Here is a 24,813-nt window from a genome sequence, read left to right as displayed (position 1 = left end):
ATTACCATGCACCCGCACCATCAGGACAAGGCCACGCTGCTGGAACGCCTGATCTTCAACAACCGCCCCGTGGTCATCGCCCTGTGCGTGCTGGTGAGCATTTTCCTGTTCTGGCAGGCCACGCAGATTCGCCCCTCCACCAGCTTCGAGAAGATGATCCCGCTGGAGCATCCCTTCATCGAACAGATGATGGAGCACCGCAATGACCTGGCCAACCTTGGCAACACCGTGCGCATTTCGGTGGAAGCGGTCAACGGCGACATCTTCGACAAGGACTACATGGAGACGCTGCGCCAGATCCATGACGAAGTGTTCTACATCCCCGGTGTCGACCGTGCGGCGCTCAAGTCGCTGTGGAGCCCAAGCGTGCGCTGGAGCGAGGTCACCGAAGAGGGCTTTTCCGGTGGCGAGGTGATCCCCAACACCTACAACGGCTCGCAAGACAGCCTCGACACGTTGCGCGACAACGTGCTCAAGTCTGGCCAGGTGGGGCGGTTGGTGGGCAACAACTTCAAGTCCAGCATCGTCGATATACCCTTGCTGGAAAGCTTCCCCGACCCGCAAGACCCGGGCAAGCTGGTCAAGCTCGACTACCAGCAGTTCTCCCACCAACTGGAAGAAAAAATCCGCGACAAGTTCCAGGCCCAGAACCCGAATGTGAAAATTCACATCGTCGGCTTCGCCAAAAAGGTCGGCGACCTGATCGACGGCCTGGTGATGGTGGCCATGTTCTTTGGCGTGGCGCTGGTCATCACCTGGGTCCTGCTGTACTGGTTCACCTGGTGCCTGCGCAGCACCATCGCCGTGCTCATCACCACGCTGGTGGCGGTGGTCTGGCAACTCGGCCTGATGCATGCCGTGGGCTTTGGCTTGGACCCGTATTCGATGCTGGTGCCGTTCCTGATCTTCGCCATCGGTATTTCCCACGGGGTGCAGAAGATCAACGGCATCGCCTTGCAGTCCAGTGATGCCGACAACGCCCTGACCGCCGCCCGGCGTACCTTCCGCCAGCTGTTCCTGCCGGGGATGATCGCCATTCTGGCTGACGCGGTGGGCTTCATCACCTTGCTGATCATCGATATTGGCGTAATCCGCGAACTGGCCATCGGCGCGTCCATTGGCGTGGCGGTGATCGTGTTCACCAACCTGATCCTGCTGCCGGTTGCCATTTCCTATGTCGGCATCAGCAAGAAGGCCATTGAGCGCAGCAAGAAGGACGCCACTTGCGAACACCCGTTCTGGCGCCTGCTGTCGAACTTCGCCAGCGCCAAGGTGGCGCCGGTGTCCATTGGCCTGGCACTGCTGATGTTCGCTGGCGGCCTGTGGTATAGCCAGAACCTGAAGATCGGCGACCTCGACCAGGGTGCGCCGGAACTGCGCCCGGATTCGCGCTACAACCAGGACAACAACTTCATCATCAGTAACTATTCCACCAGCTCGGACGTGCTGGTGATCATGGTGAAGACACCGTCCGAAAGCTGCTCGATCCACTCCACCATGGCGCCGATCGACGAATTGATGTGGACCATGGAGAACACCCCCGGCGTGCAGTCGGCGATCTCCCTGGTGACCGTGTCCAAACAAGTGATCAAGGGCATGAACGAGGGCAGCCTGAAATGGGAAACCCTGTCGCGCAACCCGGACATCCTCAACAACTCCATCGCCCGCGCTGACGGCCTGTACAACGCTGATTGTTCGCTGGCGCCGGTACTGGTGTTCCTAAACGACCACAAGGCCGAAACCCTGGAGCGCGTCACCACCGCCGCCAAGGCCTTCGCAGACAGCCACAACAAGGAGGGCCTGCAGTTCCTGCTGGCTGCCGGTAATGCCGGCATCGAAGCGGCCACCAACGAGGTGATCAAGTCGGCCGAGCTGACCATCCTGATCCTGGTGTACATCTGCGTGGCAGTGATGTGCATGATCACCTTCCGCTCGTTTGCCGCCACCCTGTGCATCGTGCTGCCGCTGGTCCTTACCTCGGTGCTGGGCAACGCCTTGATGGCCTTCATGGGCATTGGCGTGAAGGTGGCGACCTTGCCGGTGGTGGCGCTGGGCGTGGGCATTGGCGTGGACTACGGCATCTACATCTACAGCCGCCTGGAAAGCTTCCTGCGTGCGGGCCTGCCGTTGCAGGAAGCCTATTACGAAACCCTGCGCTCGACAGGTAAGGCAGTGCTGTTCACCGGGCTGTGCCTGGCGATCGGCGTGTGCACCTGGATCTTCTCGGCGATCAAGTTCCAGGCCGACATGGGGCTGATGCTGACCTTCATGTTGCTGTGGAACATGTTTGGTGCGCTGTGGCTGCTGCCGGCGTTGGCGCGGTTCCTGATCAAGCCGGAGAAAATGGCGGGCAAGCAGGGCGGGTCGATCTTCGCCCATTGAAATGTTGGGGCCGCTTTGCGGCCCATCGCGAATAAATTCGCTCCTACAGGTTTGGAGTAGGAGCGAATTTATTCGCGATGGGCTGCAACGCAGCCCCAACGTTTATACTGCCGCCACATTCCCCACTGGTATCCTCATGTCCCCCCTAGCCACCGCCCTCGCATCCTGCGACATGCTGCTGATCGACGGCCTGCACGCCTTCGACTTCACCCTTGATGACACCGGCCTGACCATCGAATGCATGGACGGCCGCCAACTGCGCCGCTGGACGTTCACCCCCGAGCAGATCGCCGCCGCCACCGCCGTGGGCGAAGACTGGCAACTCAGCGATGCCCAGGGCGAGCATCGTCTAGTCTGTATGAGTGCCTTTCGCGCCCCGGATGAAGACGATGATGAACCGGACCTGGACGAGCCTGCTGACCGCTAGCCTGATGACCCTGACTATCAATGCCCACGCCGCCACGTTGCTGGTGGGTAGCTACACCGACGGTGCCAGCCAAGGCATTTACCGCTACGCGTTCGACAGCGATAGCGGCCGCATCGACCCCAGCCCCAAACAGGTGGTCAAGAGCGTCAGCCCGTCCTGGCTGGTGCTGTCGGCCGATCAACGCCAGTTGTTCGTGGTCAACGAAACCCCTCAGGGCCATGCCAGCAGTTTCAGCCTGAGCAGCAAGGGCGAAATCAAACCGCTCAACCAGGTGGCCACGCGCGGCGACGAGCCGACCCATGCCAGCCTCAGTCGCGACCAGCGCTTTTTGTTCGTGGCCAACTATGCCGTTGCCCCTGACCCCGGCGGCAGCCTGGTGGTGATCCCGGTGGCCAAGGACGGCAAGCTCAAGGATGTGGTGCAGCAGGCGCGTCACAAAGCCAGTGGCGTTAACCCCGAGCGCCAGGCCGGTGCCCATGTACATTCACTGGTGCTGTCGCCGGATGGCCAGCACGTGTATGCCTGCGACCTGGGCGCCGACAAGGTGTTCATCTACCGCTACGACGGCGCCAGTGCCGACAAGCCGTTGACCCCGGCCATCCCGGCATCGGTTACCCTGCCGCCAGGCAGTGGCCCGCGGCATTTGCTGTTTGATGCCAAGGGGCAGCATGCCTACCTGACGCTGGAGATGAGCGCCGAGGTGGTGATGTTCGATGTGCAGGAGGCGGCACTGGTCGAGCGCCAGCGCCTGCCGCTGACCGAACAGAAGGACGCTGCCGCCCGGGCGGCGGGTGGGCTGCACCTGTCGGGCGACGGGCGTTTCCTGTACGTCAGCAACCGTGGCACGGCCAACGAAATCGTGGTGTTCAGCGTGGGTGAGCAAGACGGCCAGCTGGCATTCGTGCAGCGTCGGTCGGTAGAAGGCGACCACCCCCGTGAGTTTGCCCTGGACCCGACCGACAACTTCCTGCTGGTGGCTAACCAGAAGAGCAACCAGATCGTGGTCATGCGCCGCGATCCGCGCAGCGGCAAGCTGGGCGAAACCGTGCAGACGCTACCCCAGGATGCGCCTTCGGACCTCAAGTTCATCGAGTGACTATCGATAGCGGTGATAGTCCCTACCAGCGCAATGAATTTCTGCAACTGACCTCAGCGGCGTAAGTTTGCTCCAAGGCCCACACGGGCCAACGACAAACCACCGAAGCCGAGGTCAGCCCAGATGAACTTCAATCTTTTCCCGGTCATCGCTGCATCCGCCATTTCCGCCTCCGTGGTGCTGCCGGCCCACGCCCATGCCGACAGCAGCCGCAAGGCATCGGCCACCCACAGCTACACCGAGCAGTACCTGCGCCAAAGCGCGAATTTCCATGCGGCATTGAGCGGCAAGCATATCCATTGAGCCAGATGCGTCCCTTGTGGGAGCGGCCTTGCCGGGACGCCGGACCGGCAAGGCCGCTCCCACAAGGGAAACCGCGCAAATTCACTTTGCCATGACAGCCTTGAAGATGTCCGACACCAGCCACCCCTCCAGCCAGCTCCGCACACGCGGATAAGCCGCCTCGGCGAACCACTGCGGTTCGACCCCGGCAAACTGGCGCATCAGGGGCAGCAAGGCGGCATCGGCAAGGCTGGGATGCTCGGCCAGCAGGTAAGGCCGGCCCTCCAGCAACTGCTCAAGCTCCGCCAGCCAAGGCTCCGCCTGTTGGCGGTAGTGCTCGCGTGAATGCTCGGGGTAACGCTCGGCGTATTTGTACAGGTTTACCTGGGCCTTGAACTGGCTGTCGTTGCGGGCAATCAGTGCTTCGGCCTGTTGCGCCGCAGCAGGGTCAGCCAGCAGGCGCCAGTCCTGCGGGTCGTGCTGCCCCAGTGCCCAGCGCATGATGTCCAGGCTCTCTTCCAGCACGCCGTCGCCCGTGTCCAGCACAGGCACTGTGCCTTTGGGCGACAAGGCCAGCAGCTCGGCCGGCTTGTTCTTCATCGCCACTTCACGGATTTCCACCGGGCACCCGGCATAGCGCAGGGCCAAGCGCGCACGCATGGCCCACGGGCAGCGGCGAAACGAGTAGAGGATCACCCGCTCACCTCCACGTCGCTCAGCCCGTTGCCCTGGCGACGTACCTGGATCTGCACCGGAATGCGCTCGTGCATCTCCTGCACGTGGGAAATGACTGCCACTTTGCGCCCCTGCGCCTGCAGGCCGTCAAGGGCATCCATGGCCAGTTGCAGCGACTCGGGGTCGAGGCTGCCAAAGCCTTCGTCGATGAACAGCGACTCGATACGCAGGGTGCTGGACGCCATTGACGCCAGGCCCAGAGCCAGTGCCAGCGACACCAGGAACGTTTCCCCACCCGACAGCGAGTGCACCGAACGCAGCTCGTCGCCCATTTCGGTGTCCAGCACCAGCAGGCCAAGGGCGCTGCCGCCGCGCTTGAGGCGGTAGCGGCGGGCCAGCTGGCGTAATTGGGTGTTGGCGTGGTGCAGCAGCAGGTCGAGGTTGTAGCCTTGGGCAATCTTGCGGAACACGTCGCCGGAGGCCGAACCGATCAGCGCATTCAGGCGTGCCCAGCGCTGCCATTGCTGGTAGGCCTGCTCGATTTCGCCGGCCAATGCCTGGTGCGCCTGTTGGCGGCGCTGGTCGTCGGCCTGCTGGGCGCGCAGTTCGGCACACTGCTGTTCATGGCTGGCCAAGCGTTCGCGCAAATCGGCCAAGGCCTGTTCCAAGGCCTCGAGTGTGGTGTCCACCGTCATTTGCGCCGCGTGATGCTGCACGCGCTGCTCACGCTCCTGCAGCAATACCTTGCCTTGTTCGATGGCCTTTTCCGCCGCTTGCAAGCGCTGGCGTAGGGCATTGAGCTGCGCGTCGTCGATTGCCAGCAGGCGGTCCAGCCCGGCATCGTCCAGCTCCGGGTGGGCGGCACGCCATTGGGCGATTTCGCCCTGCAGTTGCTGGCACTCGGCGTCAAGGGCCTGGTGTTGCTGGGTATTGGCCTTGAGCTCGCTGGCCAGCTGCACACCCTGGGTACGCATGTCTTGCAAACGCTGAGTGGTGTCGGCGTCGAGCGCACGGGCCTGCTCAAGTGCGGTGTCCATGTGTTGTTGCCAGGCTTCGGCGCTTGGCTGCTCGCCCAGCAGCTCGCTGAGTTGCACCTGCGCGTGCTGGCGTTGTTCGTCCAGCACGACGAGCTTTTGCTGCAATTGCTCCAGGCCTTGTACGCGTGCCTGTTGCTGGTCGCGCAACCTCTCCAACTGCACCTGCCGGGCCTGCTGCTCCTGCTGCTCGTCCTTGCGTTGCTCCAGCTGCTGCAGGCGCAGGGCTATTTGCTGGTCGAGGGCGAGGAAGGCGTTGGCCGGGTCGTCGTTCAGGGCTTTGAGCACGTCGGCTGGCAACACCGTGGCAAGGTCGTCGAGGCCTTGGCGCAGCTGTTGTTCATCGCTGGCCAGCGCTTGGTGTTGGTGGTCCAGCTGGCGTTGGGCCTGCTGCTGAGCCTCTTGCGCCGCCTGCAATTGCTGAGTCAGGCGGGCGGCGTCTTTCTGCAGGGCCAACAGGGCGCTTTGGCGTTGCTCGTCCTGGTTAATCTCGTCGCTCAGGCGGCGCAGCTGGCTGTCGAGCCAGGAACTGCGTGCTTTGTCGTCCTGAGGTGCCAGCGCTGGCCACAGGCTGTGGGCCTGAACTTGCGCCTGCAAGGGCTGCAACTGCTCGCCGAGTTGTGACTGTTGCTGCTGATAGTCCTTGAGCTGAGCGTTGATCACGCCCAGTTGGGTGCGCAGTTCCACCAGCGTGTTGTTGAGTGCATCGACCTGGGTTTGTGCGGCCTGTTCTTCGGCCTGATCGTGGCGGCCAAGGCTCTGTAACAGGGCTTCGGGCTGATGGAAGGGGTGCTCGGCACTGCCACATACCGGGCAGGGTTCGCCGTCGCGCAGCTGGCCGCGCAGTTCTTCGACGCTGGTATTGCGTGCCAGGCGCTGGCGCTCCAGCAGCTGGCGGGTCAGGGCCAGTGCCTGTTCGGCGGTTTCCAGTTGTGCCTTGGCCGCCGTGCCTTCGGTGATCAGCTGTTGGCGTTGCTGCATGGCCTGTTGCTGGCGTGCACGCAGGCTCTCAAGCTGCTGGCAAAGCTCCTGTTCACGCCCATGCAGGCGGGCCAGCTCTTCGACGGCGCGCTGCTGCTTGCGGTTGTCCTGCAGCATGCCGCCGAGCAGGTCGATTTGCTCGGCCAGTGCCTGAGGTTCGGCCTTGGCTTCGCGGAACAGCAACTCGAAGCTGTCGCGTTGGGCCTGCAATTGGGCATTGGCCTGGCTGGCCTGGGCTTGCAGGCCGGGCAGCTCTTCACGGCCTTTGGCCAGGCGCCCGCCAATCAGCATCACTTGCTTGAGTTGCGGCAGGTAGGCCTGCCAGGCGTTGGCCAGGCTGGCCAGGTGCTGGCTGCTTTCGAGCGACGTGTCGATCTGTTGCAATTGCTGCAGCGTGCGTTGCTGGTTGTCTTCGAGCTGTTGCAGCTGCTGCTGGCCATCGGCGGCTTGCTGCTCGGCCTGTTGGCTGGCGGTGCGTTGCGCCGTCAGCTCGTCATCCAGGCGGGCCAGGTCGCCTTGGCTGGCAAAGGCCCGGCGCACGCGGGGGGCGTTTTCGCTGTGTTGCGTCTGGCTGTTGGCCAATGCTTGCCGTGCGGCTTCAAGTGCCTTTTGTGCGTCGTCGGTTCGGGTTTGCAGGTCGGCTTGCTGGCGTTGCTGCTCAGCGATGCTCGCGGCCAGAGGCGCCAGTTGCGCGTTGAGCATCTGTTGGCGATGGAACTGGTGGCGCTGCGGGGCCAGGCGCTCCAGGCGCTGCAGGTCGAGGCGCTGCTCGGCGAGTAGCTGCCAGCTTTCTTCGGCCGTCGCCAGCGCCTTGCCGGCTTCGGCCTGTTGGGCCTGCAACTGGCCTTGCTCGTTCAGCCAGTTGCGTTGCTGTTCCAGTTGACGCTCGCCGGCCTGGTCGGCCTTGAACTGCTGCAGCGCCTGCTCCAGGCGCTGATCCAGTTCGGTACGCGCCTCGGCAGGCATGGGCAGCAGGTGGCTGGCGCGCTCCTTGAGGGCGGTGTGCGCTTCGCCGGTTTCGCGTGCCTTGCTGAACGCGCGTTGGCCCAAGCGCGTGTAGATGGCGGTGTTGGTGAGCTTTTCCAGCAGCTCGCTGCGTTCTTTATCGTCCGCCTTGAGGAAGGCGCCGAACTCGCTCTGGGCCAGCATCACCGCCCGAGTGAACTGCTCGAAGTTAAGGCCAAGCCGGCTTTCGATCAGTTGTTTGTACTCGTTCTTGCCGCTGGCCAGCACTTGTTCGCTGTCCAGGTCGTAGAAGCTCTGGCGGCTGTGCTGCAGTTTGCCGTTGGCCTTGTCGCGGGCACGGTTGGCTTCCCAGCGTGCCCGGTAGCGGCGGCCATCGATGCCGACGAAATCGACCTCGGCAAACCCGCTCCCGGTGCCCCGGCGCAGCAGGTTGCGCGGATCGTAGGTGGGGATTTCGCCGTCGGCGTCCGGCACCTTGGCTTCGCGGCCAATGTCGTTCAACCGCGGCACGGTGCCGAACAGGGCCAGGCACAGGGCGTCGAGCAGGGTGCTTTTACCGGCGCCGGTCGGCCCGGTGATGGCGAACAGGCCCGCGCTGGCCAGTGGTTCGGCGGTGAAGTCGATGTCCACCGGCCCGGCCAGGGATGCCAGGTTCTTCAGGCGGATGGCAAGAATTTTCATGGCTGTTCCTCTTCCTGCTGAACGTCCTGCAGCAGCAGGGCAAAGTCGGCCAGTGCCTGATCGTCCGCGGGGTTGCCGTAGGCCTGTTCCCAGGCGCGGCTGAACAAGTCTTGCGGGGTCATCTGCGCCAGCTCCATGAAGGCCTGTTCGTCGTCGTCCTCGCGGCTGGCCCCGGCGTATTCGGCGCTGATGCGGATCAACCGCACGGCCTTGCCCTGCAGGGCGGTTTCGATCTGCTGGCGCAGGTCGGGTTGTGGCTCGTCCAGGCGCACCCGCACTTCCAGCCAGGGTTGCCGGTTGGGGTCTTCAAGCAGGTCGATCACCGGCAGCTCGGCCAGTTGCTCCAGCAGTTCGCCCAAGGGCGCCGGGCCAATGCGCTGCAAGGCCACGGCACGCGGCACCGGGCGGGGCTCGACGCTGACCAGCTCGGTGCCATCGAGCTCTACTTCCAGCACCTGATGCGGGTAATTGATTTCGGCGAACGACAACGGAATCGGCGAGCCGCTGTAGCGGATGCGGGCTTCGCGGTTGACCTTCTGCGGCTTGTGCAGGTGGCCCAGGGCAACGTAGCTGATGGCCTTGTCGAACAACCGCGCCGGCAAGGCCTCGGCGTTGCCGATGATCAGGCTGCGCTCGGAATCTTCCGACACCGCGCCGCCGGCCATGTGCGCGTGGCTGATGGCGATCAGTGCCTGGTCTTTCTTGCGCTTCTTTTGCGCGGCGGCGATCAGTTGCTGGTGCACCTGGGTGATGCCCTGCAGGTAGTCGTCGCCCAGTTGCGGGCCGGTGACTTCGGCCGGGCGCAGGAAGGGCAGGGCCAGGCACCAGGCGGCGACCTTGCCGCGGCCATTGGTCAGCGGGATCAACAGGCGTTCGGCGTCCAGTTGGCCCTCGTCCAGCCAGTGCACCCGGCCCAGCGCATGGGTGCGCAGGCGGCGCATCAACGCGGCGGGCAGCTCGATGCGCGAGCCGGAATCGTGGTTGCCGGCGATCATCACGATGTCCAGCTTTGGCTGCTGCTCGTGGGCCTGGACGATGAAGTCGTAGAGCCGTTCCTGGGCTTTGACCGGCGGGTTGACCGTGTCGAAGATGTCGCCGGCGATCAGCAGCGCGTCCGGCTGGCGCAGGCGCAGCTGGCCCAGCAGCCAGTCGAGGAAGCAAGCGTGTTCGAAGTCGCGTTCCTGGCCGTGCAGGCTTTGGCCCAGGTGCCAGTCAGAGGTATGAAACAGACGCATGGATGACCTGTTGGTGTCGAGTCAGGCAAGCCCGGGGCTTGGCGTGAGAGGGCTTCGCGGAGGGGCAGTATGGTAACCCAAGCGTGGTTGGTGATGCAGGTATGGCGGCTTTTTGTAACTCATTGATTCGGTGAGGCCGACTAACAATGGAATAGGAGTGCGAACCCTGTGTAGTGCTCGGCATTTAACTGCCTGGCTGAAACCACCGCCGTTGAGGTGTTGCTTCCAGATGCTTCATTTTGTGTCCAGAGTCGTATCCGTCTGACTGTGTAAGATGCAGTGAATTACTCTGTAGGAAATGTCTTTTCGTAGTGATTAGCCTGAGAAAAGTGTTTATTGCCAGTCAATTTCTCTTTAACTAACCTCCGCCTCCTTCGAGTACGAACGTGCCAAGGAGTGCGTAATGATCATGGACCTGGTCGCACAGCTGACGCCCCAGCACCGTCGGCCGTTCAAGTTTCACCACCCTGCCGACACCGGGGCGAGCCTGCTGCTGGACAGCTTCACAGGCGTCGAAGCCCTGTCACAGGCCTTTGAGTACGACCTGCTACTGATCAGCAGCCACGCACAGATGCCGCTCAAATCGATGATCGGCCAGCAAGTCTGCATCGAGATCGAACTGGCCAACGCTGCACCGCGCTTCATCAATGGCCATCTCACCCGTTTTGCCAGCCTGGGCAGCGATGGCGCCGTGGACCGCTACGGGGCCACCTTGAGCCCATGGCTAGCGCTGCTCAAGCACCGTGTTGATACACGCATATTCCAGGGTTGCACCGTGGAAGAAGTGCTGCGGGAAATCTTCAGCCTGTACCCGCACTACGCCCGCCACCGCTTCAACCTGGGCCGCGAACACACCCGCCACACGTACCTCACGCAATACCGCGAGAGTGATTTCAGTTTCGTGCACCGCCTGCTGGAGCAGGCGGGGATGTTCTACTACTTCGAACACGATGCCGAAGGCCACACCCTGGTCATTGCTGACGACTCCCGCCAGCTCGGCGAAATCCCCGAGCAACCCCAAGTACGCTTTCACAGCAATGCGGTGACTGAAACGGCCGACGCCATCACCCGCTGGAGCGGCAATCGCCAGGTTCAATCCGGCAGCCTGGCCGCGCAAACCTTCGATTACCGCCAGCCCGGCAACCGGCTGCCGGTGACGATGCGCAGCGTGAACGAGCAAGGCGATGTGCAGCGCCTGGAAGTCTACGACCCTGGCCAGTACACCCATGGCAGCTACAACGACGGCGAAGCCCTGCTGCGCCAGCGCCTCGAAGCACTGGAAGTGCAGGCCAAGGTGTTCGAAGGCGCCAGCAACTGCCGCGCCATGCGCCCCGGTTACAGTTTCGAGTTGCTGCAGCACCCGGCTCACCACACGGACCGCGCCTTCCTGCTGCTGCGCGTGCAGTGCGAAGGCCACAACAACTACCTCAGCGGCCAGCAAGCCAGCTACTTCAACACCTTCAGCTGCATACGCACGAAAATCCCGTTTCGCCCGCAGGCAGCCACGCCCCGGCCGACGCTGCACGGCCCGCAGACCGCCATCGTCGTTGGCCCCCCGGGCGAAGAAATCTTCACCGACGAATTGGGTCGGGTGAAGGTGCAGTTCCACTGGGACCGTTTGGGCGATTTCAACGCCGCCAGTTCGTGCTGGGTACGGGTGGCGCAGGCCGGCGCCAGTGGGGGTTTTGGCAGCATCCAGTTGCCACGGGTGGGCGATGAGGTGGTGGTGCTGTTCCTGGATGGCAACCCCGACCGGCCACTGATCACCGGCAGCGTCTACAACAGCAGCAATACACCGCCGTGGGCGCTGCCGGCGAACAAGACCCAAAGTGGGTTCCTCACGCGCTCCACCAAAGGTAAAGGTTCAAATGCGAACTTCTTCCGTTTTGAAGACAAGGCCGGCGATGAACAGATAATTATGCACGCCGAGCGTAACCTGGATATTGAAGTTGAAGTGGATGCAAGCTTTAAGGTGGGCGGCAATAGAACTATCACAGTCGAGGGAGCTCACTCAGAGACTATCAAGCTAGATACTAGCATTGCGGTGGAATAAGGGTCTTATTACGTGACTGTGGATCGCGGTGAATTGGAAGTTAAGTCCGCAACATCCATAGTGTTGGAAGTAGGGAGTAGTAGGCTAAAAATGGACTCAAACGGAACGATTACATTATCAGGTGTCAAGGTAGAAGTTGTAGGCAGCGAAATAATTAATTTGAACAAGTCTTGATCGGCGATAAGGATATGTCTAATGCGCGGTAATATCTATGATCGACTTTCTGAACGACGGGAACGCGAAGAGCGTGTCGAGCGAGAGCGGCAGGAAAATGAAGCTAAAAATTCTGAGCGTTTTTCAAAGAGGCGATTTTGTACAAATGAAGTTAGCTTTGTGCGGCCGGAGCGACTAAAGGACAAAACGTTTCATGTGCTTTCATTGGCTGATGGTGGGGCTAGTCCATTTTCCGTAGTTGTAGGTAGATCTAGGGTTGAAGCTAATTCCGAACTTGAGGAACATGCGCATTGCTTAGTTAATGATATTAATAAGTCGCTACCGCATTTACAGTGGGTTGAGTATCCGATCCACTTGGAAGTTGCCGGTGTGGCGTCAAGGCGCTTGGAATATAGGTGGCGACAGAAAGGTAGTCCTGTACATCAGATTCAATTTGTTTTTTTGGGTGGAGATGAGTTCGGGAAGCGTCTACTGCTGCAAATCACAGCTACAAGTAATGATGTGAAGGGGATGTCTACTGAGGAGAGGCAGCTGTTTGAAACTATGGTTCAGAGTGTTGAATTGAAACATGTTGATGATGACAGTGCCTCGGTGACCATCAATGAGTGAAGCTGCTCGTGTAGGTGACTCAATCGAGCATACCTCTGCGATGACAGGATTGCTGGCGGGGTTGGCCATAGGCGCGATTGGCGCTGCTTTGATTGTTGGCACTGGGGGGCTGGCAGCTGTTGCATTCGTGGGAGCTGGTGCCGCACTTGGCGCAGGTATAGGCCAGGTCATTGGAGGACTTGATTTCTTTACATCGGAAGCAGGTAAGATTTTTTCTGGTTCAAGTAATGTCTATATAAACAATTTGCCTGCAGCCAGGGCTCATCTCGACACTGTGGGGTGTGATAAACACTCTGGCAGCCCCAAAAATATTGCTCAGGGAAGCAACTCGGTCTTCATCAATGGAATGCCAGCGGCTCGAGTAGGCGATTGCACAACGTGTGACGGAAAAATTTCTTCAGGTTCTGCGAATGTATTTATAGGCGGAGGGACAGCGACTACCGACCCTATAGACCCTGAAGTAGATGAGTGGTTAGAAAACACGATTTTTGTAGTAGGCATTGGTTGTGCCATAGCTCTCGCTGGGCCAGTTGTTGTTGCGGTAGGTCTCGTTGGTGCTTACCTTGGAGGTACAGTCGGCAACTGGGCGGGGGGGGAGATATTCGGCGAAGAGTCGGATGGGCAAAAAATATTTACACTTGCTGGCGGTCTATTGGGGGGCAGCGTTGCCGGCAGAAAAGTGATTGGATTTGAGCGAAATAATGTATTTACAAGTAGAGGGTTTGGGTCGAATTTGGGCGGCGTCGGTGTCAGGCCTAAAGTTGCCTCAGATAATCCATCGGCATGGTCTGGTTTTAAGTATCGCAGAGGGACATTCCGTAAAGGAGTCCGTGAAAAGGTTTGGGAAAATGCTAAAAGTCCTGAGGGACTTGTTCGTGATCCTTTGACCAAAACCATTATGAATAATAGCAAACCTTGGGACATGGGGCATAAGCCGGGATACGAACACTGGAAGCATGTTAGAAGTGCTGAAGCAAGGGGATTAAACAGGAAAGAGTTTCTTGACGAATTTAATCAGGTCGGTCATTATAGGCCTGAGCTCCCATCTTCAAATAGAAGTCATAGGGGAGAGCTGAAATCCGATCTGTATTTGGGGCCTTAAATGACCATTCCGAGCGCGCACTGCAAAGCAGTAGCTAAGCATTCCCTTTCAGTTTTCGGCGGGGATCTCAAAATTCAAGCCTATTATGATAGTTCTAAAAGTATCTCTGTGGATCTGCTGACCACAGTCGACACTTTGCATCTTGGTGTGAAGTCTATTGGTACAATCGGTTTATCAGAGACTCCATTGTTTACTGATGAAGGTGAAGAGTTTGCCACGCGGGTAGAACTCTGTGCTGGTGCGTTGAGTGAGGAGTTATTTTGGGAGAATGCAGTTGCTTCAGTTGCATTTGATATTAAAAAACGTCAGCGATACGTGATGCCTGGGGATGTAATTGTTGGTGTTTTTAATGAGTATTTAAAGAATCCTAAAATGCCTCATATCTACTTGACGATTCCCTTCATGTGGAATGGTGCATGCTTTCCGGAGCTCAAATTCGCTTCGCTAAAGGTAAACTGGCTGCAATGTATCGCTATTCATGAGGAAGAGCGCGTGTTCATCGAAAAATTTGGTGGCGACGCGTTTGATGACCTGCTTTCTGACCAGGAGATAAATACTCTTGATCGAAATCGTCTTCCTGTGGATCTATCGAGCTTTTCTTAGATTTTGTTTTTTATGGCTTCACGCTAGTTGCGTTTGTCCAGGTTTTTGCCTCGGATGGCTCTATTTTTAAATAATGTACAATTGTCTGACATGTATTTGCGATTTACTGCTGGGTAGTAAAGAAGAAACACCGGCCTACACATACGATCGCCTAGGCAGGCCGACCTTGGAAAGCACCCAGTACCGTTATGACGACCGCCAGCATATGGCTGCCGTTTACCGACGCGCTCAACCGCACCACCACCCTGCAGCGCAAACCCGACGGCGAAGTGCTGCGCATCGACCACCCCGACGGTACGGCGGAAGCCTTCACCTACAACGCGCTCGGCCAGGTGCTGACCCACACCGACGGCAAAGGCCAGACCACCCGCCTGCAACGCACCTCCCGCGGCCTGCCGGGCAGCCGCCAGGATGCCAATGGCGAGTGGGTGCGTTACGAATACGATCACGCGCAGCGCCTGACCGCGCTGGTCAACGAAAACCACGCCACTTACCGCTTTGCCTACGACGCCTCGGACCGGCTGACGGAAGAAATCCGCGTGGACAACCTGACCCGCCGTTTCAGCTACGACGTGGCCGGGCAGTTGACCCGGCTGGATGAGGTCGGCTGTGGCGACCAGGGTGAGCGGCCCGAGCGCAGCACCCTGTTCGAACGCGATGCCATTGGCCGGTTGCTGGCCAAGGTCACTGACGATGCCCGGCTGGACTTCGAGTACGACCCGGCCGACCGTCTGCTGAGCATCCAGCGCGAACCGACCAACACAGCGCGGAAACGTGGCGTGACCCGGGAGAAGCTGGAATATGCCTACGACATCATGGGTCGCCTGACCGAGGAAATTGCCCCCAACGGCACACTCAAATACGCCTACGACCGCCTGGGCAACCTCACCACCCTGACCCTGCCGGACGGCCGCGCGCTCAACCACCTGTACTACGGCAGCGGCCACCTGCACCAGCTGAACCTCGACGGCCAGGTGATCAGCGACTTCGAGCGCGACGACCTGCACCGCGAGGTCTACCGCACCCAGGGCAAGCTCACCAGCTGCTTCGGCTACGACGCCATGGGCCGCAAGGCCTGGCAATACGCCACGACCCTGCCGGCCGAAAAGCTCTCGCAAATCCAGAACCCCGGCATCCACCCGTCGCTCTACGTGGAACATGCCTACAACCCGATCCACCGCCGCTACCAGTACGACGCCGCCGGCGAACTGGCCCGCACGCTGGACAAGCTACGCGGCGAAACCCGCTACACCTACCAGGCCAACGGCCGCCTGCACAGCAAACACACCGGCTCGCTGCTGGACAGCGAAGAGTTCCGCTACGACCCCGCCGCCAACCGGCTGGACTTCGATGCGCGGCCACTGGCCAAGGTCAAGGACAACCGCCTTCGGGAACTGCGCAATCAGCAGTACCGCTACGACCCCTGGGGCAACCTGATCGAGAAAGGGGACGGGCGCGGCAGCTTCACAAAGCTGGAGTACGACTGCGAAAACCGGCTGACTCGTTCGGACAGGTATGTGGAAGGGCGGTGGGAAAGTAGCGGGGTATACCGCTATGACAGCCTCGGCCGTCGGGTGGCGAAAGAGGTAGAACGCAGAGGCCAGAGCGAAGGCCAGCCGGAGCAGAAGCACTTCCTGTGGCAAGGGTTGCGGATGCTACGGGAAGAGACGCCTGGGCAGAGCATCCTGTACCTGTATGAGCCGGGCAGTTATGCGCCGCTGGCGCGGGTGGATCAAGCCGAAGGCGACGAGCAGAAAATCTACTACTTCCATACTGACCAGATTGGTACGCCGCTGGAGTTGACGGACAGCGAAGGGGTGATTGTCTGGCAGGCGAAGTATCGGTCGTGGGGGCAGTTGGAGCAGTTGGTCGTCGAGGAGGTGGAGCAGAACCTGCGCTTTCAGGGGCAATACCACGATGCTGAAACGGGGTTGCACTACAACACGTTTCGATATTATGACCCTCAGCTTGGACGTTATATCACTCCTGACCCAATAGGGCTGCTAGGAGGGGAAAACCTCTATCAGTATAGTGTAAACCCAGTAAGCTGGCTGGATCCTCTCGGATGGGTTACTTATAACACGATGGAGAGTATTGATGGGTTTCAGAAACATCACATCATTCCGCAGCAATTAGCAAAGCATGCTACGATGAAAGCAGGTGAGGTGAATATACACAAGCTGTCAAATATTATTTACCTGCCGAAACATTGGGAAAATCATCCGGTGCGGGCAGTGCATCGCGGGTCGCACGCGCAATATACTGCGGCAGTCGAAAAGAAATTAGATATTATTCATGAGTATGGTAAGAGAAGTGGTTGGGCAAAAAGTGACTATCAGAAAGCCATTCATGGGGTTATGGTGGACGAAAGAAAAGGTCTTCGCTCGGGCAAAACAATATTGAATAAAAACTCAATAAGGGGAGCAACCTGTGGCTGATAAATTCATGTTGTCTATTTCGCATGACTACCCTGAAGCCTATTGGCTTAAGACTCATATTTTGACGGGTGAAGATTCTGGGGTTTTTAAAGAGGGTGTGGCAGTTGATGGTGATATCAAAGCCCGGTTTGAGTGCTCGGGAAGTATTAGTGAAGTTAGGTTTTTAAGGTACGATTTCCTGTTTAGTGATGGTCCCAATCTGATTTCGCCGCGTCTTCATAAGATGATGCTTGAGGAAGAGCTTTCAGGTGTACAGTTTGTTGATGCAGAGTTGATGGTGAATGGCGTTGTGCATGAGGGATATAAGGTGTTCAATGTTGTTGAGAGATCACCAGTATTTGATTTAATTAAATCTGTATCTGAGCCTTTAATTAGCTCCATGCCTGACGGTCCGCAATGGTATAGTAAAATTGTTTTGGATGATAGTTTCGAGCTCCCGTGTGATGTGGTGAGGGCGCAAGAAGAGCTTGCTACAGTTGTTGTATCTTTACGCGTAAAGTCTGTTTTCGAAAAAAATAATGTTCGAGGTGTTCAGTTTGTGAGGTGAATTCATCTGGGCTTGGTTGTTTGCTGGGTATTGTTGGTGGTGCGCTGTTGGATGTGAGTATTGTAGCTGGTGAGATGCATGATTTTATTGGTCGTTTTGGGTCTTTTAAGGTGGGTTTCATATCGATAATTTGCTGTTTTTATGTTTAGAATTTTCTTGTATTGGTCTTGCAAGTAAGTGGGGTGGTTGTGTTGTGCTTGTAATTGATCTGGTCCATTAACTCCTGGAAATCTTCGACAACGCGATGTTACCCGGGAGAAGCTGGCGTACGTGTACGATGTGGTCGGTAGGTTGACTGAGGAAATCTCTCCACATGGCACACTCAAGTACGCTTATGACCGCCTGGGCAACCTCACCACGCTAACCCTGCCGGACGGCCGCGCGCTCAACCACCTGTACTACGGTAGCGGCCACCTGCACCAGCTGAACCTCGACGGCCAGGTGATCAGCGACTTCGAGCGCGACGACCTGCACCGCGAGGTCTACCGCACTCAGGGCAAGCTCACCAGCTGCTTCGGTTACGACGCCATGGGCCGCAAGGCCTGGCAGTACGCCACAACCCTGCCGGCCGAAAAACTCTCGCAAATCCAGAACCCCGGCATCCACCCGTCGCTCTACGTGGAACATGCCTACAACCCGATCCACCGCCGTTACCACTACGACGCCGCCGGGGAACTGGCCCGAACGCTCGACAAGCTACGCGGCGAAACCCGTTACACCTACCAGGCCAACGGCCGCCTGCACAGCAAAGACACCGGCTCGCTGCTGGACAGCGAAGAATTCTGCTACGACCCCGCCGCCAACCGCCTGGACTTCAATGCGCGGCCACTGGCCAAGGTCAAGGACAACCGCCTCAGCGAGCTACGCAACCAAAAGTACCGCTACGACCCCTGGGGCAACCTGATCGAGAAAGGGGACGGGCGCGGCAGCTTCACAAAGCTGGAGTACGACTGCGAAAACCGGCTGATTCGTTCGGACAGGTATGTGGAAGGGCGGTGGGAAAGTAGCGGGGTATACCGTTATGACAGCCTGGGCCGTCGAGTAGCGAAAGAGGTAGAACGCCGGGGCCAGGGCGAAGGCCAACCGGAGCAGAAGCACTTCCTGTGGCAGGGGCTGCGGATGCTAAGGGAAGAAACGCCCGGGCAGAGCATCTTGTATCTGTATGAACCGGGCAGTTATGCGCCGCTGGCGCGGGTGGATCAAGCCGAAGGCGACGAGCAGAAAATCTACTACTTCCATACTGACCAGATTGGTACGTCGCTGGAGTTGACGGACAGTGACGGCAAGATCGTCTGGCAGGCGAAGTATCGGTCGTGGGGGGCGATAGAGAGTCTGCCTGTCCATGAGGTGGAGCAGAACCTGCGCTTTCAGGGGCAATACCACGATGCTGAAACGGGGCTGCATTACAACACGTTCCGTTACCATGATGGTGAGATGAGTCGGTTTATCTCGCAAGATCCTATAGGCTTGACAGGCGGGGTAAACATTTATTTATATGTTGCCAACCCCATCCATGAAGTCGATCCCTTGGGCTGGGTAATACAAACCCTGGCCCCACTCCTCACTTCGGATAAAGCGGCGGCAAACTCCCACCTTCACCTGTCGGCAACAACACCTGCTCAGCTGGCGGAATGCTCCCGATCGCACGCCACAGGTCATCTCCGTACCAATACTGCCCGGTCTCGCTGTACAGCGCCCCGTTCAACCCATCCAGCGCATCCGACAACGGCACGAAGCGGGCGGCCATTTCCGCGAGCGTCTCCGGCTGCTGCCGCGCCCAGGCGTCCAGCGCCTGGCGGGTGGCTTGAGGGTCGTTGGCCTGGCAGGCGCGCTTGAGGTCGTCCAGCAGGGTGCGCGGGCTTGGGCCGTTCTGCGCGGCGCGCAGCACGGCCGGTTGCGAGCGGGCGCGCCACCACAGGGCAAAGCCCAGCACGGTGGTCAGGGCAAAGAACAGGGTAGCGAGCTGCCAAGGCCAAAGCGCGTGGTTGCTTGGACTGCTGTCAGTGACCGGGGTGTCGGCGCTCAGGGCCGGGTTGTCCTCCACGCTCAGCGTGCGTGCCGGCAGGCTCGAGTGCTCAAGGTGGTCCTCGCGGGTGTTCCACCAGGTGATTTCCAGTGCCGGCAAGGCCAGTTCGCCGCTGTGGGTGGGGACCAGTGCCTCGCGTTCTTCACGGTTGGCGGTCATGCCGCGTTCGCTGATTTCGTTACGCAGCAGGGGCTGGTCGGGGTAACGGCGCAGGCCGACGATTTCGGTTGCCGGCAGTTGCGGCAACTGGGTGCTGGACAGCCCTTCGGCGCGCAAGGTAATGCTGCGGGTCAGGGAGTCGCCGATTTGTGGCTGCTGGCTACCCGGGTCGGGGTTCCAGTGTTCTTCCAGGCTCAGGCTGCGCGCCGGCAACCATGGCGCGCTGGCCGGCCAGGCAGCAGGGATCGGGCGTACGGTCAAGCGCAGCGGCAGCGAACTGACCTGCACCTGGCGGCCCACCCGGGCGGTACCGGCAGGTTGCTGGCCGTTGTCGGCTGCGGTGGCGGTGAAAGTGAGCGGGGCGATTTCGAGGTTGCCACTTTGTTGCGGGAAGATCGCGTAGCGCGTTTCGATCACACCGTGGCGCACCCCGTTGATGTCCTTTTCGTAGGTGCGCGACTCACCCAGTGGTTCGACCTTGGCGTTCTCCACTAGCAGTGGGCTCAGGCTGCTGTCGTCATACAGCGACACCGAATGGTAGATGCGCAGGGTCAGCACGGCCTGGGCCTGTACATACACCTCGTTGCTGTCCAGAGTGGCTTCGACGAACACTTGCGCGGCGCTGTCGGGGCGGCTGGCGTCGGCCTGCAGCACTTGCAGGTCGATGGCCTGGCTGCGCGACTGGCCCAACTGCAGCTCGGGAATGCGCAGGCTGCCGCTGCGCCGGGGCAGCAGGGTGATGATCCAGCGGGTGCTGGCACGCGTTTCGCCGTCCAGCGTGTGCAGGCTGTTGAGCTGGCGCGTGCCGCGCACTTCGAAGTCTTCGTCCAGGGCGCGCAGGTCGGGCTTGCCGAACTGGGTCACGTCCTGGCTTTCGAGCGTCAGCTCAAGGGTTTCGCCGGCCTCAAGGCGTGTGCGGTCGACGCTGGCTTGCAGCATCGGTTGGGCCTGGGCCAGCACGGCCCACAACAGGCCAAGCAGTAAGACGCCGAAGCGACTCATCGTGAGTTTTCCTGATGCAATTGCTGTTCATACCAGAATTTGCGCCGCAAAAGTTCCGCCGGGTTGTCGGGGATCTCTCGCAGCCATTGTTCCAGGGCCTGGCGCTGTTCGGCGTCGAGGCTGGTCGACACCGGGCGCTGGGGCGGCTGGGTGATGCTGTCATCGTCGCCACCCTGGTTGCCCGGGGCTGCCTGGCTGTTGTTGCTGCCTTCACCGGACTTTTCGGCGTTGGCGGGGTCTTCATTGCCGGGCGAACCCTGGCTGGGGCTGCTGGCCGAGCTGCTGTTGCCTTCTGTTTCACTGCCGGGCGTGCCTTGGGCATCGCTGTTGGCCGGTTGTTCCTCAGCCTTGGCCTGGCGCTGCTGCAACAGTTGCTGAACCAGAGCCTGGTTGTCCAGCGCCACTTTCAGGTCGGGTTTGCGCTCCAGTGCCTGTTCGTAGGCATCCAGGGCCGCTTCCAGCTCGCCGCTGCGGGCCAGGGCGTTGCCTCGATTGTAGTGGGCGGCGGCGCTGCTGCCTTGGGCAAAGGCTTCGGCAGCGCCTGCGTAGTCGCCGGCCTGATACAAGGCCATGCCGCGCCACTGCGGGTCTTCGAAGTGGCGGGCGGCTTCGGCGGGGCGATTTTCCTGGAGCAGGCGTTGGCCTTGTTGGTCGGGGCGCAGCCACAGGTCATTGAACTCGAAGGCCTGGCTGGGTTGCGGCAGGGCCAGCAGCAGGGGCAGGCAGAACAGCCAGCCCCGGCGGCCGGCACAGGCGGCCAGCAGCAACAGCGGGATCAGCAGCCAGTAGCCCTGGTCTTGCCAGCTGTCCAGCTGCACGCTCTGGCCATCGGTGCGCAGGTTGCGGGGGTTGTCGAACAGCCCCAGGCCACGCAGGTCGAGGTCGTCGATACGGGCGTGGCGGTAGCGCCCGCCGGTACCGCTGATAAAGGCCTTGAGGCTGGCGCTGTCCAGCCGGGGCACGAGGATGCCGCCCTGATCATCCTTAAGGAATTCGCCATTGGCCTGGCGCACCGGCGCGCCTTCGCGCGTGCCCACGCCCAGCATCAGCAGGCTCGGGCCTTGACGGCCAAGGGCCTGGGTGATGCCTTGGCGCTCGGGCGGGGTCAGCGCCGAGCCGATCAGCAGCAGGCGCCCTTGGCCGAGGCCGCTTTGGGCCAGCAGGGCCAGGCCCTTCTGCACGGCCAGGTCGGCACGTTGGCCAGGTTGCGGCATGATCGACGGGTCGACCGATTCGAGCAGGTTGCGCGTGGTGCCCAGGTCATCGGACAGCGGCACCAGAGTGTGTGCGGAGCCTGCGTAGACAATCAGCGCGGTCTGGCTGTCGCGGCGGTGTTCAAGCAGGTCGAGGATCTTGCGCCGCGCCTGTTCCAGGCGGTTGGGGGCGCTGTCCTGGGCGAGCATTTGTGGGGTCAGCTCCAGCAGGATCACCAACGGGTCGGCCGGGCGCTGGCGGCTTTCTTCCACGCGCTGCCAGCTTGGGCCGAGCAGGGCCAGCACTACCAGTAACCAGGCCAGGCCCAGGGCCACCCAGGGCAGTTTGCTGTTGCTGCCGCTGCCGCCACCGAGCAGCACCGGGTGGAAGGCCGGTGGCAGGATCATCTGCCAGCGCCCGGCGCGCTTGCGCCGGTGCCACAGTTTGAACAGCAGCCAGGCGAGCACGGGCACCACCAGCAGCCAGAGCGGGCGCAACCATTGTGGCCACAGGTCTATCATCGCCGCCTCCTCAGGCGCAGGCGTTTGAGGCGCTCGCGCCATTCCGGGTGCGGCTGCAGGAAGCGCGGCTTGCGCAGCACGCGGTGCAGCAGGTTGTCCGGCCATTGCGCGGCAACCACCAATAGCACGCTCAGCAACAGGGCCAGCGCCAATGGCCAGGCATACAAGGCCTGGGCAGTGCGTGCCTGGGTGGGTTGCTGGGCCACCGGTTCCAGTTGGTCCAACGTGTCACCGATTGCGCTCAGCTCAGCGCCGTCGTGGGCACGGAAGTAGGCGCCGTGGGTGATGTCGGCGATTTCCTTGAGCGAGGCTTCGTCCAGGTCAAGGCTCGGGTTGAGGCCAAGCAGGCCCGGTGTGCCGCTGTCTTCGGGGTTGGCGCCGATGCCGATGGTATAGATGCGCACATCTTCCTGGGCAGCCAGGCGGGCGGCGGTCTGCGGGTGTATCTGCCCGCCGTTGTTGGCGCCGTCGGTGATCAGTACCAGCACCCGGCTTTGCGCCGGCCGCTCGCGCAGGCGCTTGACGGCAAGGCCAATGGCGTCACCGATGGCGGTGTTCTTGCCGGCAATGCCGATTTGCGCTTCGTCGAGGAAGGTGCGCACGGTGCGCCGGTCGAAAGTGAGCGGCGCTTGCAGGTAGGCCTGGCTGCCGAACAGGATCAAACCGACGCGGTCACCTTCGCGGTCCTGCAGGAAGTCGCCCAGCAGCGCCTTGACCAGGTCCAGGCGGCTGACGTCTTCATCCTTCCAGCGCATGTCGGGGTAATCCATCGAGCCCGACACATCCACTGCCACCAGCAGGTCGCGGCCGCTGGCGGCCACCGGCACCGGGTCGCCCAGCCACTGCGGGCGGGCGGCGGCAAACAGCAACAACAGCCAGATCACCACGTATGGTGCTTGTTGGCGCCAGGTAGGCAGGTTCAGGCGCGCGCGGCGCCCGGCCAGGCTTTCCAGTTCGTCCAGGAAGCCGACCTTGAGCACCGGTTCACCGCTGTCGGCGGCGGGCAGCAGCAGGCGTGCCAGCCACGGCAGCGGCAGTAGCAGGAAAATCCACGGCCAGGCCAGCTCAAACATGCTTGCGAATCCAGGTTTCGACCGCCTGGCTCAGCCCGACGATGGCTTTGTCGTCGAGTTTGCACTCGGGCTTGTAGGCACCTTCGACCAGCACCATCCAGCGGGTAAGGCCTGCGGCCGGGCAGCGGTTGTCGAGAAATGCCAGCCATTGACGGCCGTTGAGGGTGTGGCTGTTGGCACCGGGGTAATGGCTGCGGCACAGGCGCTTGAGCAGGGCGTTGATGTGTTGCAGCCATTCACCGGCCGGCGCGCCGTCGTAGGGGCGGGGCAGGCGGGCGAGTTCGGCCAGGGCCTCTATGCGCACCGGTTCGAGTGGCTGCTCGGCGCGCACCACCGGGCGTTTGCCGGGCCGCCAGCGGCGCAGCCGCCACAGGCCCCAAGCAAGCAGTGGCAGTAGGGCAATCAGCAGCCACCAGCCTGGTGCAGGCGGCCACACGCCGATGGCGGTGGGGGTTATCAAGGGTTGCAACTGGTCCAGCGGGTTCATGGGGCGCTGCTCTTCATGGCGCGCTCCCCGCTCAGGTATTCGCGCAGTTGCTCGATCATCTCGCTCTGGGTGCTCAGAGGCATCAGCACCACCCGCAGCTTTTGCGCCATCACTTCCCAGCGCTCAATGCGCGCTTCTGCCTGATGACGGTAGGCTTGGCGCAGGTTGGCGTCCAGGGTATCGAGTTCCAGTTGCGCGCCGCGTTGGGCAAAACGCAGCAAACCAGCCGCGGGCAGGGCATGGTCGAGCGGGTCGGATACGGGCATCAGCAGCAGGTCGCAATGGCGCGATAGCATGGCCAGGTGCTGCTCGGCCTGGGGGCTGAGCGAGCGCTCGTCGCAAATCACGATCGCCAGGCTGCCCGGGCGCAGCACTTCCCGCGCCCGGCGCAGGGCCAGGCCCAGGCTGTCGGCCTGGGGGGCGGCCTCGGTGTGCAGGGCCTGGTTGACCTTGGCCAGCCGGTTGAGCAGTTGCAGCAGGCTTTGCTTGCTGCGCCGGGGTTTGATTTCGTGGTGCTCGTTGTCGCCGAACACCAGCCCACCGATGCGGTCGTTGTGGCCCAGCGCGGCCCAGCCGAACAAGGCAGCAGCCTGGGCCGCCAGCACCGACTTGAACATCAGCCCCGTACCGAAGAACAGGCGCTGGCTTTGCTCGATGAGGATGAAGATCGGCCGTTCGCGCTCTTCGTGAAACAGCTTGGTGTGCGGCTCCTGGGTGCGAGCGGTAACGCGCCAGTCGATGTTGCGCACGTCGTCGCCGGCCTGGTACACGCGCACCTGGTCAAAGTCCACGCCACGGCCGCGCAGTTTGGAATGGTGCAGGCCCACCAGCGGGCTGCGCTGGCCTGGCCGTGAAAACAGCTGGATCTCGCGCACGCGGTGGCGCATGTCGATCAGCTCGGCGAGGCCGATACGGATGCCGGGTTCGGCGGTTTGCGTGGCGGGCATGGGGCTGGCGACAGGATCAAGGGCGCGCATGGCAGGGCCTCATACTTTAATGCATCCAGCGAGGCGGCGACCAATGGGTTCGCTAAAAAACTGCGTACTCACCGGGAAGTTGGCGTCCT

At 60.9% G+C, this 24,813-nt stretch carries 16 protein-coding genes and 3 pseudogenes; 11 read left to right on the top strand and 8 right to left on the bottom strand.

Going from position 1 to position 24,813, the window contains the following annotated elements; translation table 11 throughout:
• Positions 1 to 6: 6 nt before the first annotated feature.
• The 4 genes from PVV54_RS18035 to PVV54_RS18020 all read left to right on the top strand — a co-directional run bounded on the left by PVV54_RS18035 (position 7) and on the right by PVV54_RS18020 (position 4,208).
• The gene (locus PVV54_RS18035; RefSeq protein ID WP_274910459.1) at positions 7 to 2,382 is read left to right on the top strand and encodes an efflux RND transporter permease subunit; all 2,376 of its coding nucleotides are present in this window, start codon (positions 7 to 9) and stop codon (positions 2,380 to 2,382) included.
• A gap of 136 nt (positions 2,383 to 2,518) precedes the next feature.
• A complete protein-coding gene (locus tag PVV54_RS18030; protein WP_274906561.1) occupies positions 2,519 to 2,809 on the top strand; it encodes a DUF5629 family protein in 291 nt (96 codons plus the stop codon).
• Positions 2,775 to 3,905, top strand: a complete 1,131-nt coding sequence (locus PVV54_RS18025) for a lactonase family protein (protein WP_274910458.1) — start codon at positions 2,775 to 2,777, stop codon at positions 3,903 to 3,905. Before PVV54_RS18030 ends, PVV54_RS18025 begins: the two co-directional genes overlap by 35 nt.
• A gap of 123 nt (positions 3,906 to 4,028) precedes the next feature.
• Positions 4,029 to 4,208 (top strand): hypothetical protein, encoded by a 180-nt coding sequence (locus tag PVV54_RS18020; protein WP_274906560.1) that lies wholly within the window; start codon positions 4,029 to 4,031, stop codon positions 4,206 to 4,208.
• An 81-nt stretch (positions 4,209 to 4,289) separates the two neighbouring features.
• Here the strand turns inward: PVV54_RS18020 and PVV54_RS18015 are convergent, their stop codons facing one another.
• The 3 genes from PVV54_RS18015 to PVV54_RS18005 are packed head-to-tail and all read right to left on the bottom strand — an operon-like array spanning position 4,290 to position 9,759.
• Complete coding sequence (locus tag PVV54_RS18015) at positions 4,290 to 4,883, bottom strand: glutathione S-transferase (RefSeq protein WP_274906559.1); 594 nt, start codon at positions 4,881 to 4,883, stop codon at positions 4,290 to 4,292.
• Positions 4,880 to 8,524, bottom strand: a complete 3,645-nt coding sequence (locus tag PVV54_RS18010) for an AAA family ATPase (protein WP_274906558.1) — start codon at positions 8,522 to 8,524, stop codon at positions 4,880 to 4,882. Before PVV54_RS18010 ends, PVV54_RS18015 begins: the two co-directional genes overlap by 4 nt.
• Positions 8,521 to 9,759: an exonuclease SbcCD subunit D C-terminal domain-containing protein gene (locus PVV54_RS18005; protein WP_274906557.1), complete on the bottom strand. Its 1,239-nt coding sequence runs from the start codon at positions 9,757 to 9,759 to the stop codon at positions 8,521 to 8,523. Before PVV54_RS18005 ends, PVV54_RS18010 begins: the two co-directional genes overlap by 4 nt.
• A gap of 403 nt (positions 9,760 to 10,162) precedes the next feature.
• Here PVV54_RS18005 and tssI point away from each other — a divergent pair.
• From tssI to PVV54_RS17970, 7 genes and pseudogenes are all read left to right on the top strand, one after another.
• Positions 10,163 to 11,986: pseudogene (tssI, locus tag PVV54_RS18000) on the top strand (type VI secretion system tip protein TssI/VgrG).
• A 21-nt stretch (positions 11,987 to 12,007) separates the two neighbouring features.
• Positions 12,008 to 12,595, top strand: coding sequence for a DcrB-related protein (locus PVV54_RS17995; RefSeq protein ID WP_274906556.1), 588 nt, complete (start codon positions 12,008 to 12,010; stop codon positions 12,593 to 12,595).
• A complete protein-coding gene (locus tag PVV54_RS17990) occupies positions 12,588 to 13,697 on the top strand; it encodes a GH-E family nuclease (protein WP_274906555.1) in 1,110 nt (369 codons plus the stop codon). Before PVV54_RS17995 ends, PVV54_RS17990 begins: the two co-directional genes overlap by 8 nt.
• Positions 13,698 to 14,300 carry a suppressor of fused domain protein gene (locus tag PVV54_RS17985; protein WP_274906554.1) on the top strand — a complete coding sequence of 201 codons (603 nt, stop codon included), beginning with the start codon at positions 13,698 to 13,700 and terminating at the stop codon, positions 14,298 to 14,300.
• Positions 14,301 to 14,469: 169 nt separating this feature from the next.
• Positions 14,470 to 16,738 (top strand): annotated as a pseudogene (locus PVV54_RS17980) (RHS repeat-associated core domain-containing protein); the annotation flags it as partial.
• A complete protein-coding gene (locus tag PVV54_RS17975) occupies positions 16,731 to 17,285 on the top strand; it encodes an imm11 family protein (RefSeq protein ID WP_274906553.1) in 555 nt (184 codons plus the stop codon). The pseudogene PVV54_RS17980 and the gene PVV54_RS17975, both read left to right, overlap by 8 nt.
• 234 nt (positions 17,286 to 17,519) lie before the next feature.
• Positions 17,520 to 18,824 (top strand): annotated as a pseudogene (locus tag PVV54_RS17970) (RHS repeat-associated core domain-containing protein); the annotation flags it as partial.
• Between the two features lie 22 nt (positions 18,825 to 18,846).
• Here the strand turns inward: PVV54_RS17970 and PVV54_RS17965 are convergent.
• Genes PVV54_RS17965 through PVV54_RS17945 form a run of 5 tightly spaced genes read right to left on the bottom strand, consistent with a single transcriptional unit; the run spans position 18,847 to position 24,694 of the window.
• On the bottom strand, positions 18,847 to 20,472 hold the full coding sequence (locus PVV54_RS17965; protein WP_274906552.1) for a BatD family protein: 1,626 nt from the start codon (positions 20,470 to 20,472) through the stop codon (positions 18,847 to 18,849).
• Positions 20,469 to 22,187 (bottom strand): vWA domain-containing protein, encoded by a 1,719-nt coding sequence (locus PVV54_RS17960; protein WP_274906551.1) that lies wholly within the window; start codon positions 22,185 to 22,187, stop codon positions 20,469 to 20,471. Before PVV54_RS17960 ends, PVV54_RS17965 begins: the two co-directional genes overlap by 4 nt.
• Positions 22,184 to 23,260, bottom strand: coding sequence for a vWA domain-containing protein (locus PVV54_RS17955; RefSeq protein WP_274906550.1), 1,077 nt, complete (start codon positions 23,258 to 23,260; stop codon positions 22,184 to 22,186). The genes PVV54_RS17960 and PVV54_RS17955 overlap by 4 nt, the downstream gene beginning before the upstream one ends.
• On the bottom strand, positions 23,253 to 23,747 hold the full coding sequence (locus PVV54_RS17950) for a DUF4381 domain-containing protein (protein ID WP_274906549.1): 495 nt from the start codon (positions 23,745 to 23,747) through the stop codon (positions 23,253 to 23,255). The genes PVV54_RS17955 and PVV54_RS17950 overlap by 8 nt, the downstream gene beginning before the upstream one ends.
• On the bottom strand, positions 23,744 to 24,694 hold the full coding sequence (locus PVV54_RS17945; RefSeq protein ID WP_274910457.1) for a DUF58 domain-containing protein: 951 nt from the start codon (positions 24,692 to 24,694) through the stop codon (positions 23,744 to 23,746). The genes PVV54_RS17950 and PVV54_RS17945 overlap by 4 nt, the downstream gene beginning before the upstream one ends.
• Positions 24,695 to 24,813: the final 119 nt, after the last annotated feature.

Source organism: Pseudomonas sp. PSKL.D1, from assembly GCF_028898945.1.
Classification (GTDB): Bacteria; Pseudomonadota; Gammaproteobacteria; order Pseudomonadales; family Pseudomonadaceae; genus Aquipseudomonas.
Note: the sequence above shows the minus strand (reverse complement) of the source record. Positions and strands in the feature narration are given on the sequence as shown.